The following is a 19,329-nucleotide window of genomic DNA, read 5'->3' on the forward strand; positions in this document are numbered from 1 at the left end:
AGATATAGTTATAAAGACGTTACACTGCTAAGCGTTAAACTGTCAACTTTAAATAATTTAAATATGACAAACTGCTTGCATATTGCCCTTTAATGGAGACGAAAAAACGCTTTACTAGGTTTATGCTTGTTTTTGCATCTGTAGCGCCCACTTCTCAAGGTTTTCTTTGAGCACTAATAAGTCCGCTTCAATCCGTTTTTGATGGTACGTAGGATTAGATGCTGGACGTACATAAGCAATATCTTCCCAATAAATAATAATGCTATTGGCCTTGGTCAATAGACCTTTAACAAACGGCTCGATACTTACTGGCAGCTCCAACGGCACTTGATCCAAGCTAAAATCAGTCTTTTTGACTACTGGATTATTGCTGATTTGACTAGATCGAATCGCACTGGGAATAGTAAGCGTCTTATCATCTGTACTGGTATCGACAAAACTGCTGTCTGGTCGCCACTGTCCATCAATCACTTGATAACGGGTATGCGGCAGTTTAGTGTCTTCAAATATTAGGCAGTACTGTCCAAGCATACCGCGGCCATACTCATTATCACGACCTTTGATCCAATCAGGGCACGAAACGAGTTTTGGATTGAGCTGTAAACGACGCGCGGTCATACGCAGCTTATCCAAACGCTGATCGATACCGTTCGGTTTGAGCGCCATCATACTCCCTAATACGAATAGTACAATGATAACGCCAATCAATGTTCCCATGATGGTCTGGCCTTTTGACTAAATGAAAAAGATACTAAAAGATATAGCGATAAATATCGCTAATGAACCGTTATTTATAAATAGTACATATAGATTTGCGATTAGCACGATAATAAACAACGATATATAAGGGCTTATAATGAGCACGAACCATTAAAAATCAAGCGTTGTCGTCCAATCGCGGTGCAACAGGTGCTTTTAAAGCATATGAAAATTTAGCAAGTTACGCTATTAAATCAATTGTTTAACGTATATAAACTTACCGAGTACAGTACGCTATAAAAACCAGATACTAAAAGTGGTCAGTTCAAAAAAGTGCTATGATAAACCATAATTTTAAACGCGCGCAGGTTTATTATGAATTATATTATTGAGTCAAACTCATCGGGCGCTTATCACGCTCGCAAGCTGACAAGTAAAGTCATGAGCAAAACAGGCATAAGCATATCGCTACTTGGCGCGGTCGTACTAACATTATCAGGCTGTGCCACGACTCAGAGCCTAACCCCGCAGCAATGTCAAAACAGTAACTGGCAAGAAGTCGGCTACGCTGATGGCTCGCAAGGACGTTCAGGTGCCTACTTCGGTCACTATACCAATAGCTGCGCTAGTATAGGCGGTGCTAGCCCTAACCGTATCCAATGGGAGCAAGGCCGTCAACAAGGTCTCAAAAACTATTGTACTGAATTGAATGCTTATAAGCTCGGTCGCGAAGGCTATGACTGGCAACCTGTTTGTCCGTTAGAAGGTATTGAGAAGTTAGAAGAAGCTTACTCTCAAGGGCGCTACTACTATATTCGCCAACGTGATCTCGACTACTTACGCTCACCTTACCCATTTGGCTACAGACATGCAGGTTTTGGTTACGGCTATCGTCCGTTTGGCTACGGCTGGTAAAAAAAGAAAACCTCACTAACGACTTAATTTGAGGTTTAAGTAGTTAATGAGGTTGGAGAAAATTTTATTATTTTAATTGTTTTTATTATAGCGGTTCTGGTTGTTTTACTGGTTGGGCTATTGGTTTATCTAGCCAGTTTTCTACTATAGGGCTAAACCTATTAGCACTGACTCACAGTGCTTAAACTATTCAATGCTTAAGCTTTTCAGTATTTAACTACTAAACTATTCATTCACAAATGCGATTTTGGTCAGTCCAGCGTTACTTGCCGCTGCTAAGACTTGAGCGACCGTATCGTACTTACCTTCTTTATCTGCACGTAACTGTACCGCTGGATTCTTACCCGTCGCGCCTTGTTGCTGCAAGCGTGTCTCTAATTCTTCCATGCTGATTGGGTCGCTATCCCAGAATATCCCCGCATCTTTATCAATACTGACTTGGATCGCTTCTGGCGGCGTCTCATTAAGCGCGGCACTGGTCTCTGGCAAATCTAAAGGCACCGTCGGATTCAGCACGGTCGCTGTCAATAAAAATATAATCATCAATACCAGCATGATATCGATAAGCGGAATGAGGTTCATCTCATCCATGCTTCGTACGTCATCATCACCCAATTGAAATGCCATAGTTACTCTCAATGCTTTTGGTTATTTTCACACAGCCAAGCCGTTTTTTGACGGTTTTTCGACTTGTCGTTTGAGCCTTTACAGACCTAGCGCTGGCAGATTTAATGCTTGCAAGATCAACACTATCTATAGCTGCTTTGGCACAGAATTACTGTAGTTATTGGTATGCTGAGTCTCGCTCGTCGTTGAACGACTGCTTGGTGCAGCGTGCACTTGTGAGGCGCTAGCAGCATGGCTCGCGGTTACCTTGGTAGTATCCACAAGACCCGTTGATTGCGCCAATAAATCATGCGCTCTATCGTTGGCTTGATACATTATGCGGCGATTGATACGTACTGCAAGGTTATAAAACACCACAGCTGGAATCGCTACTGCAATACCAAGACCTGTCATAATTAGAGCTTCACCGACTGGCCCTGCAACCTGCCCCAATCCTGCCTGACCACTCATACCGATATTGTGCAAGGCATGGAAAATACCCCATACCGTACCAAACAAGCCGATGAACGGTGCAATCGCTGCCGTCGTACCAAGAATCGGCAGACCGCGCTCACTAGCAAAGCGATAGCGACCGATATGCTTGAGCAAAGTCTGCTCAGTCACCAAGCGGCGAGTGGCAGCATCAGTACCAGCCAAGTCAGACTGTTTGGCTTGTAATTGCTGACTCAAATCATCTGCTACATTGGTCGCCAGCTTACGGCTTTGCAATACGCGGACGATACCTGTCACCCAAGAGAGAATAGATAACGCAAGCAACAAAAAGAACAACGTTTTTGTCACCATGTCGCTGATCTGCCAGTATTGCATAAAGTCCATGTCAGACTCCTTAATGTGTAATGCCATTACATGATACTGAGGTAAATATCATGTTTAGTTTTATAATGAAAAATGATTAATAAATACGTTGTTATAAAATGTGAGCTATCAAGGAACCGCGTAACTGATCGGTAGAGTTACATCACCTACCACGGGTACGCCATTCTTAGTAAAGGGTTTGAACTTGCCAGATCGAACTTGACGTCGGGCTTCTTTGTCTAGTAGCGGATTACCTGATGATTGAGCAACTCGCACGTTATCGATGCCGCCTTGTTTGTTGACTCGTAATACTAAGACAACGTTGAGCGTATCACCAGAACGAGCTCTACGTGCGGCGCGCTCAGGGAAACTAAAGTTTGGCGCAGATGCCCAGTTGGCTGAGCTAGCAGTAAAGCTCACAGGCTCATTACTCTGTGCTAAAGCAGCTGCTGCTTCTGCCTCAGCTCTTGCTTGTGCAGCGGCGGCCTCTGCGGCAGCCTTCGCCTGAACGGCAGCTTTGGCATCAGCAACCCTTTTGGCTTCTTGCTCTGCCCTAGCTTGTGCCTCTTGCTCAGACTTTTTGGCTTGTCGCTCTGATTCAGCTTGGGCAGCTGCTTGACGTTGTGCTTCAGCTGCTGAGTTATCAACCTTTGGTTTCGGTAGCGGCTCTTTTGGGGCTACTTTTTGACTGGTATCAGGACGAGGCTTTTCTGACGCTATCACAGGCGTCACTTTCGGCTCTGTATTTTTTACAACAGGCTCTTTTGGTTTTACGGGTGTCTCTGTTGGTTGTTTAACCGGCTCTTTAGGCTTTGGTTCAGGTTGCGGCGCTGGCTGAACTTGCACCTCAGGCTGTACTTCTTTTTTGGCTGTGACTGTTTGTTTTTCTACTTCAGTTGAGACCGTTTTTGCCGGTAATGACACAAACTTTATCTCAAGTGGTGACATCTCTTTTTTTGGCTCAGGTTTGAGTTCAGGCGTTTTTATTGCCACTAGTGCAATTGCGGCAAGCACATGGAGTCCTAGTACTGCAACAATAGCTAGCAATAACGACTTAAGTGGTGGCGCGTCTAAATCCGTTGAACTCATAACAGCCTAATGTTTATTACTCAGAGTAGAATGGCGTAGATAATAATGCAAACGATAATTATTATCAATAATAATTTACAATATTTTCGCTATTTAATACATCTCTGACACGTGACATTGCTTAGTAGCCTTATTTATCAGAACGCTTATTTCTATGAACGTTACCTACTTTTATACCTCACTACTATGAATCTTATCTTTACATCAAATGATACGTTGCGTTTAATATAACAAGTGCTGTTAATAAAAACCATTATCATTTATATTGATAATGAGTCTCAACTACTTTATTATAACCGCTGTATTGTCTACCCATACTATTTTTATAAAAACTATTCGTATAAAAAATTAGTGAGTGGTACTAGGGCGTGTCCTCATTTTAAAAATGGTGATAAAAATGAGATAAATTGCCGTCAAACGAGGAAAATAGTGCAGATAATATCGAGATATTGACCAACTATTTGACGATGTTTGGCAAAATTTAGCTGTTTTTAGCCCATTTAGAGGATACTCGTTTGAATTGAGGACACGCCCTAAGTAGACTATTTATTTTATGCTTTTTATCTCAAGCATCTTTCAGACTTAATATTTTTAGCGTTATTCATTTGCAATTATTTTAGACAATTGCTTAAACATTTTTTGATAAACCGAGTTCATTATGCCGACACCCTTATTATCTAGCAGATCTACCGCCTCTTTTTTCAAACGTCCATTACTGACTGCTGCCATGACAGTGTTATTAGCTACGGTAGTGGCAGGATGTAGCTCGCCTGAATCTAATGATTCTGAGCCAGCAGACGCCAAAACTGAAAACCCAACGGCTGATGAATCACAGAACGTTGCCAGTAATGACGCTGTATCTGCTGAGAAAATCATGGTCAATACCGTAAAAGGTGATGTTGAGCTGGCTATGAACCCATCGCCACTTGTCGTCTATGACATGACGTTGATGCAAGACTTGGCCGCGCTAGATGTGGCGGTCGATGGTATGCCTGGTGGTCTATTACTAAAGAACCTACATTCAGAAACACAGCCTGATCCAAAATCGGTAGGTACTGTATTTGAGCCAGATCTTGAAGCGTTGAATGCAATGCAGCCACAAGCTATTTTGGTTGGTTCACGCATGGCAGAAAAATACGACGAGCTATCAAGTATCGCGCCAACGTTAGACATGAGTATTGATACAGCTAACATTTATGAGTCAAGCAAGCAGCGCCTACATGATCTAGGTGCACTGTTTGGTAAAAGCGATCAGGCAGCTAAGCTACAACAAAATATCGATGGACTCATCACTGAGACTAAGAGTCTGACAGAAGAGAATAAAGGCACTGGCCTAGTCGTCATGGTCAATGGCAACAAAATGTCAGCCTATGGTGACAAGTCTCGCTATGGTTTTATTCATACCGTATTGGGTGTCCCAATGTCAGATGACAAAATTGCCGATGCGCCTCACGGTCAACCGATATCTTTTGAATACATTCAAAAAGCCAATCCAGATTGGTTATTTGTCATCGACCGTAGTGCCGCGATTGGTGAAGATGGTATTGGTGCCAAGGCCGTGTTAGACAATCCATTGGTTGCTCAAACCAATGCATGGAGCAAACAGCAAGTGGTCTATCTAAGTCCAGACTCTTACTTAGCATTTGGTGGCTACTATCAATGGATGCAGGATCTAACGACAATCAAAGATGCTTTTGCTAGTGCTAAATAACGTTGTTTTCTATGCAAACTATTGTTGCACAAGTAGGTATTATTACCGTTAACCCTGCTCATTTTTAAGCCAGTAGAGATTATGTCGTTATTTTCACACCGTACTCATGCTAGGCTCAAATCCAGTACTGCTACATCAGCGTCAAGCTGGCAAAGCGGTACTGGCAATGCGTTACATCGACGTACTGTCATACCACCGTGGTTCATCAATATAGCAAGCCTCATTCTTATGGGGCTTTTGGTGTTATTGAGCTTATCTATTGGGGTGGCTGACTTTTCGTGGTCAGGTATCTTGCAAAGCCTGCTGACCCAGAGTGCTAATTCCGATAGCTCGCTGCTATTGGTTAGCCGTATACCGCGTACTATCGCCATTATTTTGACTGGTATTGCGATGGCAGTGGCTGGGATGATTATCCAAGTAGTACTAAAAAACCGCTTTGTAGAGCCATCTATGGTTGGTGCGACTCAGAGTGCTGCACTTGGTTTGCTGGTGGTCAGTTTACTGTTCCCTGCCAGTGCGCTCATTGTAAAAATGGGCGTGGCAACCATCGCTGCTGTCTTTGGCATGATGCTATTTATGCTGCTCATTCACCGTATTCCGCCTACTGATTTTTTGATGATTCCACTGATTGGCATTGTCTTTGGCGGCATTATTGAAGCCGTCACTACCTTCATCGCCTATCAAACCGAATCACTACAAATGCTGAGCGTGTGGCAGTTTGGTGATTTTTCGGGCGTATTGGCAGGGCGCTATGAGCTGTTGTGGCTGACGGGTGGACTGTGTGTGCTGGCTTATATTATTGCTGACAAGCTGACTATCGTCGGTTTGGGTGACAATATCGCCTTGAACTTGGGTATTAGTAAGCGTCAAGTCACTTGGATTGGCGTGGGTATGGTAGCCATGATGAGCGCTGTCGTGGTCGTGACTGTAGGCATGATTCCTTTTATTGGGCTGGTCGTGCCAAACATTGTGAGTCGCCTAATGGGAGATAAGTTACGTCGTAGCTTGCCAGCAGTTGCCCTACTTGGTGCTTCAGCCGTGCTGCTATGCGATATTATCGGGCGCTCTATTCGCTACCCATTTGAAGTGCCTGTCGCCACTATTTTTGGTGTGGTTGGTACGGTGCTGTTTTTATGGCTGTTATTACGTGCGCCAGCTGAGCAGTAGCACCATGTCCACTAACTATGTATTAATTTTCAGTACTCACTTACCGTCGTTCATTTTTTGCCTTATTAGATAAGCTTGGCACCATAGGATTTTTGTATGTTCTCATCAACTAAGCTTACTTCTACCAAGACTGGTGCTACCAAAACCAGCACAGCGATAGATAACTCATCTTCAGCAGATGGTCAGTATTCAGCCGCTGCACAAGGACAGTTGGCAAAGCTTTGGACATGGATAGCTGCCCATCCAAAATCTATAGCAGCTATTATTCTAATTATCTCGATGACCTTGTTTATGACACTCAATGTCAATGGCTATTGGGACTTTGCGCTACCATTACGCGGCAAAAAATTGCTGGCACTAATGGTGGTTGGCTATGCGATTGGCGTATCGACATTACTGTTTCAGACGTTGACTCACAATCCAATTCTAACGCCCTCCCTACTCGGGTTTGACTCACTCTACGTTCTGTTACAGAGCTTACTGGTTTTCTTTTTAGGTGCGATTAGTTTTACCAGTCTCGATCCTATTGCCAAGTTCACGTTAGAGATTGTCCTGATGTTTGGGGCATCTTTATTATTATTTAAGTTATTATTTTCTAAAAGCAGTCAGGATCTGACACGGCTAATATTGGTGGGCGTTATCTTTGGCGTGTTGTTTCGCAGCTTATCAGCACTCATTGCACGGTTGATTAACCCTGATGATTTTGTGGTCGTACAGTCTGCCAGCTACGCGCAGTTCAATACGGTCAACCCTCAGCTACTAGGTATCAGCTTATTTATCTGTGCCATCACTGCGATATTTGTGTGGCGCTGGCGTTATCAATGCGATGTGTTGATGCTCGGACAAGCACAAGCCGTCAACCTTGGTATCAACTATCAACGTCTGGCATTTGGTCTATTAACTGTCACCGCTGTACTGGTTGCCACGGCTACCGCTCTGGTCGGTCCAGTGACTTTCTTTGGTCTATTGGTTTGCGCATTGACCAATCGTATCGCGCGACATATGTATCACACTGAGCGGCTGATATTGGTCAGCTTGGTTGCTATGATTTGCTTAGTGCTGGGTCAGACTATCTTTGAGCAAGTGTTAGATATGGCAGGCGTATTATCCGTGGTGATAGAGCTAGCGGGCGGCTTAATGTTCTTGGCATTGATATTTATGTCTCAACGCCGTTCGTTATAACGACTTAGCCGACATTGTTTATTTAGCTGATGCTGTTGATAAAGAAAGCCCTAAGACTTTTTTAAATAAGACTGACTATGATTAAACTAAATAATATCTCTCACCATATTGGTAAACAACAAATCTTGCATGACATTACGTTGTCCCTCCCAACGGCGCAGGTGATTGCTTTGATTGGGCCTAACGGCGCTGGGAAGTCTACGTTGTTTTCTGTCATGGCTCGCTTGCAACCACTACAATCTGGGCAGGTGAGCTTCGCTGTAGATAATGAGGAACGTGACATTGTCAGCTGTCAGGCGCGCACACTGGCCAAAACTGTCGCTATGCTTGGGCAAGACAATCATGTGCAAGGACGTCTGCGCGTACATGAGCTACTGATGTTTGGGCGTTACCCTTATCATCAAGGGCAACCGACCGCTGACGATCAGCAAAAAGTGCAAGAAATCCTCGAGCGCTTTGAGCTTGAGCCACTTGCCGAGCGTTTCTTGTCAACGCTATCGGGTGGACAGCGACAGCGCGTGCTGATCGCTATGATTGTCTGCCAAGATACACCCTATCTATTGCTCGATGAGCCACTAAATAACCTAGACATGTATCATGCTGGTCGGCTGATGCGTGAGCTACGTCAGCTTAGCCACAATCAGCAAAAAACCGTGGTGATCGTCCTGCATGATATCAACCAAGCGGCACAGTTTGCAGATACAGTAGTTACGATGAAAGCAGGAGAAGTGACGGCTGTTGGTTGCCCTGCTGACGTTATTACTAAAGAGACGATGAAAGATTTATATAACGTCGATGTCACTGTCCTAAGTCATCAGGGTCGTCCAGTGATTGTTGATACGGTTTAAGTACAGCATTTTGCAAATAATAAAAGAAATTATAGATGCATAGAGCGCTATTAAATAATCGATGGATAAACTACAAGAACCTATCTCTATTAATTTTAGTGATTAGCCTTTGCCTGTTTATTTATTATGCTCTAAATAAGGAGATATCAAATACCTTTTTTTGGTTAGGAATGACCTTATATGGTCTAAGATTAGTGGTTATTCCTATGGATTTTACTCAAGACATTTCTTCAGTAGATTACACAAAGAACTATGATGAAAATAGTAGTTGGCATAGATGGGTCATGATAGGTGAGACGTTTGCTTTCTTCATTTTTACTGTCTCAATAGCATACACAATATTTTTGCAATTAAATTTATAACTAGGGCATGCTTTTGAGTCAACAGATAACTATCTAAATAAAAACATACCCTAGAAATATCACTATATTACCTACCCTTTTGCGATGCTTTAAGTCGTTGCTGTCGACCTTTCCACCACAGATAGACGCCCGTAACTGACAACACTGTCACAGCCAAACCTATCAATGCTAAAAATATTTGATACAGCAAATGGCCAATACCTTGACTGATATGCCCCATATGTAAGGTCGATAGCCATTGATCGGCTTTGCTGCCAAATGATGAACTTTGATAGCCAAAATTTACACGCTCGATGCTACCAGTCCTTGCATTGACGGTAATAGACGAAGCGCCGCCTTTTTTACCGATATCTCTATCTGTTTTAAAACGCAGCTGCCATTGACCTTCATCCTCTACCCAGCGTACGCCCAATAGCTGTTGTACTGTCATGCCCTTACTTTTGGCAGCGATGTCTGCTTGCTCACTTAAATAAGCAATGCTATTGGCTTTGTTGACCACATCAACAGCCTCGACATCGACAGCCTTATTGTTTACAGCCTTAACCCTAGTCGCTGTTTCTGCACCAGACGCCTGCTCCGCTCTTTCTAATGGTTTTCTTGAGTTCTCTGGTCTTTCACCTCTTCCTTCAAGCCCTACGACAGCGTGCATCACAGGTTGATAGACCTCTCTTAGGTTAAAACCAACACTCGACCACGCGATGACAAATAAGATTCCCCAAAGCCACAACCCAAAAGCATGATGCAAATCATAGTTAAGCTTAAAGGTATTGGTTTTGCGGCGAATTTTCCACGCTGGTAACCAACGCTTGAGAAAGGATGCGCGTTTTTTAGAAGAAGGTTTTTTTTGTGCGTTTTTCTTTTTAACTGCCCTCGGAAATGTTAAATAAAAACCGATAAAACAATTAATGGTCCAAACGACAGACACGATACCTAATACCCATTTGCCGATATCGCCAAGCAATAAATCGCGGTGCAACCAAAAAACTTTCCACATGGTGTTGTGCCATGCCCACTCATCTCTATCACGAGTACCAATAATATCGCCAGTATAAGGGTGGACATAAACTTGTTGAAACGTTGCTTTTGGTTGGTTTTGGGCGGCTTTGCCTCGGGCTCTATCTACCGAAAATACGGCCGATCTCTCTGTCGCTATCGAGGTTGGCATGCTAGAAAAAGTATATTGAGGATATGCGCTAATGACCTTGTTATGAAGCTCTGCAATAGGCAGATGTGATGCGTTTTGTTTCTCGACCTGGGCCAGTTTATGGTTGAAGATATCATCTAGCTCGTCATGAAATGCCAATAATGTGCCAGTAATACCAGTAATAATTAAAAAAGCTGCCATGGCAAGCCCAGTATAACGGTGAATCCAAAGACAGCTATAGCGAAAATTAAATGACATAAATAAATCTGCTGTTATATTGTGATAGTAAGTTATTGAATTATTAAAAATATTTACGGGGGCATGGGCTTATTTTGAAAATAAGACCCTGCCCTAACAACACAAAAGGTCTAAGCAAATAGCTCAGACCTTTTTCTAACCTAACAAACTCTGTGTCTACCTCCTAAAAATCAACACTCACATCAAACACATAAGTACGGCCAGGCTCATTAAAAGTACGTGCACCAGCATTCGTAGCGGTACCCTCACGATAAACACCCGTATCAAATAAGTTTTTGACACCAGCACCAACCGTAATCGCGTTTGTCAAATCATAGCGAGTGCTCACGTTAGCAATGGCATACGGCTCGCGATCAAGCAACGGGTCATCACTATCATCTCCCGTCGTCGCTGAAATCGTTGGGGCTTCAATCGTGCCATAGTAGCTCACATCAAAACCAGCATTCCACTGAGGCGTGATATCCCAATCGACACCCGTGTTTACAGTGAACTTAGGAATGAGCGATAATGGCTCGCCATTGTCTTTACGCTCAGAGCGGATGTTACCAGTGATATTAGAAGACCACGAAACATTGTCAGTGACTGGTACTTGTACAAAACCTTCTAAACCTTCGACAATTGCTTCACCTTGATTGTCCCATTGAAAGATAGAACGATTTGTCGCTGGGTCTACCGCCACACGATCCGTACCAGCACCAATGCGGTTATCATAGGCATTATGGTAGTAAGTCAAACCAGCATTTAGCCCAGTGCCATCATCATAAGTAAAGGTGATCTCTTTATTCCAAGATGTCTCATTTTCTAGGTCAGGGTTACCTAATACATGACAACCTCTTTCATCAGCAGGTACCCAAGATGGACAACCATTGCCACCAGTATAGTAAATATAGTTTGGATCAAGCTGATATAACGATGGGGCTTTAAACGCACGACTGACGCCGCCTTTTACTGACCAATCAGGGCTGAAATGCCAAGTAGTATTGATACTAGGCGACCAATTACTACCAGCCTCGCTATGATAGTCGAAGCGTAGACCTGGAGTCACATACCAGTCAGGTGTGATCTCGTAGTTATCTTCTAAATAAGCACCAATAAGATAAGCATCTGAAGTTGGATCACGCTGTTCAGGATCGGTCTCTACGTCACCAAAATCAAAACCATCTGCAAATGCCAAATCAGATACCACAGGGTTATCTAGCTTTTCGCCGCGAAACTCTGCGCCAGCAGTCAAGGTATGACGATCAAAGTAAATATCCCATTCTGATTTGGCATTCAGAGTATCGTAAGTCGCCTCTGTCCACTCAAAATCTTCGCCTTCGTCAGGTATTTGAATTTGACCTTCACCACCACCCGCACTACCTTCACCCAAACGCTCATTAACTGTCCGAGTATACTCAATGAAACTGTTACTACTAGCGTCATCATACTCACCGCGATGTGTGATCGCCGCGCCATAGCGTTGCATTTTGCTCGTTGTTTCACCTTCTAACTCATCTAACAAATTTTGGTTCACGGTTTGGAACAATGAATCACCCGCCCAGCGGTTTTCTTGACGGCTATAATTCACTTCAAAACCGACCGTATTCATCGCATCCATCGCGTATTCAAACAATTGGCGCACATCGATATTTTCGACACCTTCAGTACCTGCCGCTACCGAGGCAGCCGGACCACTGCGCCCGTCAACAATCTGTGCATCTTTGGCATTGATATAAGGATCATCGCCTTCACTATCGTGATAACCAAGAGTGGTACGCGAGGACAGTTTATCCGTCAATGCACCTGCCATATTGATATTGGTACGCCAGCTACTGCCTTCTAAATCGCTCTCTGGTGCCTCATAGTGACCACTGATAGAAAACTCTGGCTCAGTCGGACTCTTAGTAATGATATTTACCACACCGCCCATACTACCAGAGCCATAACGGGCTGCTGCTGGACCACGCAATACTTCGATGCTTTCGATAGCGCCTGGTGGTACCCACTGCGAGTCACCACGCGTGTCTTGCTCACTCCCACGACTAGGTCGTGAGGAATTACGAGAAGTCACAGGACGACCATCGATCAAGATAAGCGTGTTGTTTGGCCCCATACCACGCAAATCGATTTGACGCTGGTTACCACGCTGACCTGACGTTGAAGAACCCGACAAATTCACACCTGGCATCTTACGTACAATCTCTGAAATATCATTAGAAACTGATGCTTTTTCGATGGCCTCTTCACTAATAATAGACAGCCCTGCTGCTTGTTCTAGCTCGTCCCTTGCTGCCCGCACCACAATTGTATCCAATGTAGCTGTAGGCACAGCTTCTTGGTCGGTCGCCCCTTGCACAGCTACCTCATCACCCTCGGCAGCAAAAGCGGTACTACTAAGAATAGAAGTCACAGCGATACTTAGTAAAAGCTTACCAGTCACGACGCGTTGAAGTTTTTTTGGAGAAGTGATGACTGAGAAATCAGAGCAACCTGATTGGTTTGACATAAGTAATATTCCTTGAAGCGCACAATTTCGTTAATACCTGTTTATCTCATCGTCAGTGAATGGTTTTAGCCACTTTTTATGCAATGCTTCGGATGCATTCTCGGTGCAAGTACACATAAATAAACGTCTAAAATTGACATACGATGGTCGGATAGACGTGTCCGTAAATATATGTGTTATAAAAACATGACTAAAATATCGCCAAGAGGCTTAGCTATTGAGAGTAAACGAATAAGGGTATCTACTAAGTAGGGTTAAAAGTTTGATGACGCTGTAACTATCATTAGCTAACGAATTAAATATTTAGCGTAAAAAAGTCTCTATAAATAGAATAGAGCAAAGGGTCATTAACTGTTCTGTAAAGAACGAAACACACTTTAGCAAGATAAATATAAGAATGCAAACATTAATGATAATAATTATCATTAATGTTTGCATTCTTATATTTGGTCCAGTTAACGGTTGAATTAATGCTCAATATATTTATAGAAATGCCTGATAGTTTCAGTTGTATAAGCGCTACCCTGTCAAACCTTGTCGATATTTCCAATATGATAACTCGGCCAGTTAGAAACATTATGTGTCAGATTCAAAAGTTCGACGTTTACTTACTCTATGCCCATATTCACTCACAACTATTTCCTGATAATTTGAAAGATATAAATGAGCTTCGATGATAGCTCGCTGTTGTTTAGAGTATTGGCATAGTGCTCGCATACGATTTAACTCATATGCTATTTATACGGTAGCCTCACCTTCTACCGAACAAGCAACTTAACATCTAATCTTAGATAAATCGCACTCTCAAAAATCTCGTAAAAAAAGCCAGCTCCCGTATAAGACAGCTGACTTTATAAGTACGATTAGACTTAAATTCGATAAGCTAGATTAGAACTGATAAGTTAAAGACGTTTTGATATTACGTCCCATTTCAAAATCAGTATAGGCATCATCGATAGAGTTACGTGACGCATGGCTTGCATAAGTCTCATCAAAGATGTTGTATACACCTAGCGTGGCCTTCAAACCTTCGATTTGAGTTGGCGTGTAAGTCATGAAGATATCGTGCACATCATAGCCTGGTTTTTCGTTGTCATCACCAGCGGTATTCGGTGTCACATCGGCGACATAAGTACTGCGCCAGCCAAGCTCAGTAGTATTGGTTGGAGCGTAACCTAGGTTAACCATGTACTTATCGCCAGACTCAGAGCCACTGCCACTGACAGAAGAGATATTGTAACCTGTATCTTCGCCTTTGCTACGTGCACGAGCATAGCTTAGACCCATGTTGAAGTTATCTGCGCGATAATCGGCTGATAGCTCTACACCTTTGATTTTGAAATCTTCATCATTATTGATGACACCTTGGCAGGCTTCAGGGGCAGCACTTGTACCTAGTTGCCCAGTTGTGCAATTCATGCCAGTTCTACTACCACCTGCACGTACAAACTCAATATAGTTTTCGATATTGGTTTCAAAGTACTTAGCACTTAATTTTAAAGAGTCATCAGCCATAGTCAGACCACGCAGCGTTGTAGCAATACCGACTTCTGCATTGTCACCTTCTTCTGCTTTTAGGTCATTGTTCACATACGTATCAGCGCCATCGGTGTTAAAAATCGTTTGGCTAAGATCTGGACCATTAAATAACTGAGTATAGCTTGCAAATAGCTGGGTGCGCGGTGCAATCTCATAGCTAGCAGCCAATGCGCCAACGACATTGTCATAAGTCTTGCCAGCCGATACATACTCTGGAGACTCATAACGGTCATAACGGACGCCTGGCGTTAAGCTAAGCTTACCCATTTGCCATTGGTCTTCTAGATACACTGAAGTATTGGTTGCCTCATCAGTGCTCGCATTACCAAAGTCACGTGTCATCTCAGATTCTTTTTTGTAATGCTCAACCCCAGCGATTAACTTGTGAACCCCTGGCACACCATTGATAATACTACTATCGATGATACTGGTGTTTTGTACTTTTGCACCTGTGGTTTTGACTTCTGCATCAAACTCAAACCCAGGTTCGCCATCAGAGTTACGCAAAATCTGCGTGCTAGTCTGATATACATTGGCGTCTACATTGACCAACTGGTTGGCAGGACTATATGCGTAGTCAAGCGCATAGGTATCGCGTTTGACTTCCTGCGGGATGATTGGGTTCCAGCCACCAGCAGGAAAATCTGGACGCAATGGGAACTTGCCTTTGTTTTCGGTACGGCTAAAGCTAGCGCCTACATGATGATCACTACCGACATAAGCACCAGCTTTTAATAGGATGTTTTCGCCTTCGCTGTCTTCCGTTTGGATTTTACGGCCTTTACCGTCTTCACCAGCGTCCGCATTGCGTTTGCCATAATAAGCCAGTAAATCAATATTTTCTGTTGGCGCACCATACACAGTAGCTGAAGTTAGCAGTTCATCATTGTTGCTAGCATAACCTGTATGCAGCTTAGCACCTACCTTTTGACCTGGCTTGAGTAAATCTGCCGCGTCGACTGTCTCAAAAGCAACCGCACCGCCGATAGCATCATTGCCTAGCGTCACTGAGTTATTGCCCACTGATACTTCTGCTTGTTTTAGCAGATCTGGATCAATAGTGACATCACCCATATGGTAGAACAACGCGCCTTCTTGACGTGCGCCATCAATCGTGACTTTTAGGTTGGTATCATCAAGACCACGTACACGAATACGTTGGTTGACCGATGAGGTACCGCCCACGCTTACCCCTGGCACAACGTCCAGAAAATCGCTCAAATGGCTGGCTTGTGCAGCTGGGGTGTAGTCATCTATGTAGACAGAGTCTTCTTGTACAGCGTCACGTACTGAGCTATTCGCTGTTACAGTGATAGTCTGCAATGTCGTGTTTGGCATATCTGCTGCCGTTGCAGCGCTGGCAGCTTGCGTCCACAGTACAGCGGCGACACCGATAGACAATACTGTCAATTGACTAGATAACTTTACTTCGCGCATAACACATTTACTCACTTTGTTTACTGTCAGAAATTAGAATTTTTAGAATTATTTTTAAAGGCTATCGTCAAACAACCTTTAAAATAGTGCCCACCAGAAGATTAAACACCTTAAAACACTTAACTCATCGTGCGAATAACATGATTAATGTTAATGATAATAATTAGCGTTTAAATAATGAGAGGCATAATAACTAAGTATTAACAATTTGGCAATAATTAATATTATACATTCTCAATTCTAGTGCTTAGTATGCCAAGGAAACACAGCAACGCTTGGTACCAACTATAAATATGCTATCAAATATGACAATGACTACGAGTTGAATCTGTATAAACAAGGCTTAAAAATCATCACTTCTACAGCAGCCTGCTATTAACTCAACTTATCACTTGTATTTCTTGTACTACTGTACTAGAATACTGAAACAAGATGGTTCTCAGCGAAAAATCGCTCAACAAGCGACCTATCTATTTTCTTTGGCTAAGATGACCTATTATGACTACCGATCCTTATCAGAGCTTAGTGAAACATTTGACCAACTGTACTGATAGCGCAGATATCGAAAAGCTGCTCAGTGCCTTGCTGACCGATAAAGAACAGCATGACATCGCCAATCGTATTCGCATTTTTGACTTGCTAGATCGTGGTAACACCCAGCGTGATATCTCTGAGCAGCTAGGGGTTGGTATCGCCACTGTCTCTCGCGGTGCCAAGGCCAAGCAAAGCCATGATGTCAGCGCGTTATTGGCCACTCATAGAGATCACTCTTAACCTCTAACGACCATACTATCTAGCTTTTTACTAACGACTCTTATACTTATTAATCGACACTTATTAATCAACACTTATTAATCAACACATATTTGAACCTTTTCGGACTTTGTTATGACCTCTAGCACTCGCATACAGACCAAGCCTGCTCCTATCGATATCCCGAGCAAACCACAACGTATCAAACTGACGCAAGATATCGATTTTTTTGCATTATTCAAACGTATCGAAAGCGCGTTTGATACCTGCTATTTACTCGAATCATTAGGTGAAGACAGCCATATCTCGCGCCATCATGCGATTGGCTTTGATCCTGTGACAACTATCGCCGCATTAGATCGCAACACGCTTGCGATTACCGATAATAAAACTGCTGAGACAAGCCATTATCAAACCGACAATCCTTATCAGCTACTGCGCAACATAACGCCGCAGCATGTCATCGCTCGTGACCAAAGCGGCGGTCTGGTTGGCTATTTGGGTTATGACTGCGTGAATTTCTTTGAGCCAAGCCTCAATGCAAAAGCTAGCGACGACTTTGAACCATTTAAGTTTGGCGTGTATCTAGATGGATTGACCCTAGATAAGATGACTGGGGAAATTTTCTATTTTTATTACCCAACTGCTCAGCAAGAAAAACGCATCGAGCAAATCAAAGCTCTACTCGATGAGCCAACGCCTAGCTATGAAGCGCCTAAAGTTGAATTTTTAGGTGATGGCATGAGCCAAGAAGAGCATGCCAATGTCGTCATGCAAGTCAAAGAAGACATCATCGCTGGGCGTATTTTTCAGTGCGAGGTAGGCTTTAAGTCTAAGTACCGTATTGCCGGTGACAAGATGCCGATTTATGAAAAGCTACGTGCCGTTAACCCATCACCGCATATGTATTTTATGAAATTTGCGCAGCAATGCATCATTGGTGCCTCGCCTGAGCTGTTATTCCGCTTGCGTCAGGGTGAAATGGAAACCTATCCGCTCGCAGGGACTGCCAAGCGCGGCGCCGATGTGATCGAAGACCGTAAGCTTGCCCGCGCCTTGCTCAACGATGACAAAGAGATTGCCGAGCACAATATGCTAGTCGACTTACATCGTAATGATATTGGCCGTGTGGCACGATTTGGTACGGTAAAAGTACGTAGCCTCATGGACATTAAGCGCTTCTCTCACGTGCAGCATATTTCTTCTGAAATCGTTGGTATCTTGCATCCTAACGAAGATATGTTTAGTGCCCTTGCTAGCAATTTCCCTGCTGGGACGCTATCAGGCGCACCTAAAGTAGAAGCCATTAAAGTCATCAACGAGCTAGAGCCGGATGGTCGCGGTGCTTACGGCGGTGCATTAGGCTCGTTCAATTTCAATGGTGATTGTATCTTTGCCATTCCTATTCGCAGTCTGTTTATCAATGGCGAGTCTGCCTATGCTCAAACTTGCGGCGGTAACGTTTACGACTCAAACCCAGCCGATGAATACTTAGAGATTCAGCGTAAACTGTCGGCGATGAAAGTCGTATTAGACAGCTTTATGCAATCATAATTGAAGCTAAACGTACTGAATAAATTGACCATATTTTACCTAGCACTATTTTTACAAAAGAGTTTATGACCCATGAATGTTTTAATTATCGATAACTACGACTCGTTTACCTTCAATCTCTACCAATACGTGGGTGAGATTTTGCAAACCTTAGACCGTGATGAAGAAGCCAGCGTCATCGTTAAACGCAATAACGAAATTACCTTAGCAGATGTGCAAGCGATGAATCTTGATAGAATCATTATCTCACCTGGCCCAGGCTCTCCCGATGATCCGGCCTACTTTGGTATCTGTGCCGAAGTGATCGAAGTAATGGGTAAAACGAAGCCACTACTGGGTGTGTGCCTCGGCATGCAAGGCATCGCTCATGTGTTCGGCGGTGATGTGGTACGCGCCAGTGTGCCGATGCATGGCAAGGTCTCATCAATTCGCCATGATAATTCAGGTATCTATCAAGGCTTGCCACAAGAGCTTGAGATCATGCGCTATCACTCACTGGTGGTAAAAGCCGACACCATCCCAAGCTGTCTTACGATTACCTCAGTAGTCGCTAATGAGAGCCGTGCTGACTTAAGCTTTGCTGAATCAGCGCTGACAGGGGATGAGATTATGGGACTGGCGCATAAAGAGTACCCAATTCAAGGCGTACAGTTTCATCCTGAGTCGTTTGCCACTGAAGGCGCTAAGCGATTGCTAAGTAATTTTTTATTGCAGGTGTAAGCACTACTATCCAGCCACGCCTTCTATTTTAAATGACAGTCGAT

At 43.5% G+C, this 19,329-nt stretch carries 15 protein-coding genes; 8 read left to right on the forward strand and 7 right to left on the reverse strand.

Annotation, left to right across the window (positions count from 1 at the left end; genetic code table 11):
* Positions 1-120: 120 nt before the first annotated feature.
* Positions 121-717 carry a hypothetical protein gene (locus ACQKCG_RS08620; RefSeq protein ID WP_101205178.1) on the reverse strand — a complete coding sequence of 199 codons (597 nt, stop codon included), beginning with the start codon at positions 715-717 and terminating at the stop codon, positions 121-123.
* Positions 718-1,074: 357 nt separating this feature from the next.
* Here ACQKCG_RS08620 and ACQKCG_RS08625 point away from each other — a divergent pair, with 357 nt between their 5' ends.
* Complete coding sequence (locus ACQKCG_RS08625) at positions 1,075-1,614, forward strand: DUF2799 domain-containing protein (protein ID WP_227522918.1); 540 nt, start codon at positions 1,075-1,077, stop codon at positions 1,612-1,614.
* Between the two features lie 225 nt (positions 1,615-1,839).
* Here ACQKCG_RS08625 and ACQKCG_RS08630 read toward each other — a convergent pair whose 3' ends face one another.
* From ACQKCG_RS08630 to ACQKCG_RS08640, 3 genes are all read right to left on the reverse strand, one after another.
* Entirely contained in the window at positions 1,840-2,241 is a 402-nt protein-coding gene (locus ACQKCG_RS08630) for an ExbD/TolR family protein (RefSeq protein ID WP_025651314.1), read from the reverse strand.
* Between the two features lie 126 nt (positions 2,242-2,367).
* Positions 2,368-3,057, reverse strand: a complete 690-nt coding sequence (locus ACQKCG_RS08635; protein ID WP_101205179.1) for a MotA/TolQ/ExbB proton channel family protein — start codon at positions 3,055-3,057, stop codon at positions 2,368-2,370.
* 108 nt (positions 3,058-3,165) lie between these two features.
* A complete protein-coding gene (locus ACQKCG_RS08640) occupies positions 3,166-4,125 on the reverse strand; it encodes an energy transducer TonB (RefSeq protein ID WP_101205180.1) in 960 nt (319 codons plus the stop codon).
* Between the two features lie 658 nt (positions 4,126-4,783).
* Here ACQKCG_RS08640 and ACQKCG_RS08645 point away from each other — a divergent pair.
* From ACQKCG_RS08645 to ACQKCG_RS08660, 4 genes are all read left to right on the forward strand, one after another.
* Complete coding sequence (locus tag ACQKCG_RS08645) at positions 4,784-5,836, forward strand: siderophore ABC transporter substrate-binding protein (RefSeq protein ID WP_101205182.1); 1,053 nt, start codon at positions 4,784-4,786, stop codon at positions 5,834-5,836.
* Positions 5,837-5,917: 81 nt separating this feature from the next.
* Positions 5,918-7,003: an ABC transporter permease gene (locus tag ACQKCG_RS08650; protein ID WP_101205183.1), complete on the forward strand. Its 1,086-nt coding sequence runs from the start codon at positions 5,918-5,920 to the stop codon at positions 7,001-7,003.
* Positions 7,004-7,099: 96 nt separating this feature from the next.
* Positions 7,100-8,185 (forward strand): iron chelate uptake ABC transporter family permease subunit, encoded by a 1,086-nt coding sequence (locus ACQKCG_RS08655; RefSeq protein ID WP_101205184.1) that lies wholly within the window; start codon positions 7,100-7,102, stop codon positions 8,183-8,185.
* Between the two features lie 77 nt (positions 8,186-8,262).
* Complete coding sequence (locus ACQKCG_RS08660; protein ID WP_101205185.1) at positions 8,263-9,033, forward strand: ABC transporter ATP-binding protein; 771 nt, start codon at positions 8,263-8,265, stop codon at positions 9,031-9,033.
* A gap of 429 nt (positions 9,034-9,462) precedes the next feature.
* Here the strand turns inward: ACQKCG_RS08660 and ACQKCG_RS08665 are convergent, their stop codons facing one another.
* From ACQKCG_RS08665 to ACQKCG_RS08675, 3 genes are all read right to left on the reverse strand, one after another.
* The gene (locus ACQKCG_RS08665) at positions 9,463-10,740 is read right to left on the reverse strand and encodes a PepSY-associated TM helix domain-containing protein (RefSeq protein ID WP_404944634.1); all 1,278 of its coding nucleotides are present in this window, start codon (positions 10,738-10,740) and stop codon (positions 9,463-9,465) included.
* 220 nt (positions 10,741-10,960) lie between these two features.
* Positions 10,961-13,282, reverse strand: a complete 2,322-nt coding sequence (locus tag ACQKCG_RS08670; protein WP_101205188.1) for a FepA family TonB-dependent siderophore receptor — start codon at positions 13,280-13,282, stop codon at positions 10,961-10,963.
* Between the two features lie 888 nt (positions 13,283-14,170).
* A complete protein-coding gene (locus ACQKCG_RS08675) occupies positions 14,171-16,258 on the reverse strand; it encodes a TonB-dependent receptor domain-containing protein (protein ID WP_101205189.1) in 2,088 nt (695 codons plus the stop codon).
* Positions 16,259-16,756: 498 nt separating this feature from the next.
* Between ACQKCG_RS08675 and ACQKCG_RS08680 the strand changes: the two genes are divergently transcribed.
* The 3 genes from ACQKCG_RS08680 (at position 16,757) to ACQKCG_RS08690 (ending at position 19,285) form a co-directional block, all read left to right on the forward strand.
* A complete protein-coding gene (locus ACQKCG_RS08680; protein WP_101205190.1) occupies positions 16,757-17,032 on the forward strand; it encodes a Trp family transcriptional regulator in 276 nt (91 codons plus the stop codon).
* Positions 17,033-17,146: 114 nt separating this feature from the next.
* Complete coding sequence (locus ACQKCG_RS08685; RefSeq protein ID WP_101205191.1) at positions 17,147-18,565, forward strand: anthranilate synthase component I family protein; 1,419 nt, start codon at positions 17,147-17,149, stop codon at positions 18,563-18,565.
* A gap of 72 nt (positions 18,566-18,637) precedes the next feature.
* Entirely contained in the window at positions 18,638-19,285 is a 648-nt protein-coding gene (locus tag ACQKCG_RS08690) for an anthranilate synthase component II (RefSeq protein WP_101205192.1), read from the forward strand.
* The last annotated feature ends 44 nt before the right edge of the window (positions 19,286-19,329 follow it).

Origin of the sequence: Psychrobacter sp. NPDC078929, from assembly GCF_050267985.1 — a bacterium.
Taxonomy (GTDB): Bacteria; Pseudomonadota; Gammaproteobacteria; order Pseudomonadales; family Moraxellaceae; genus Psychrobacter.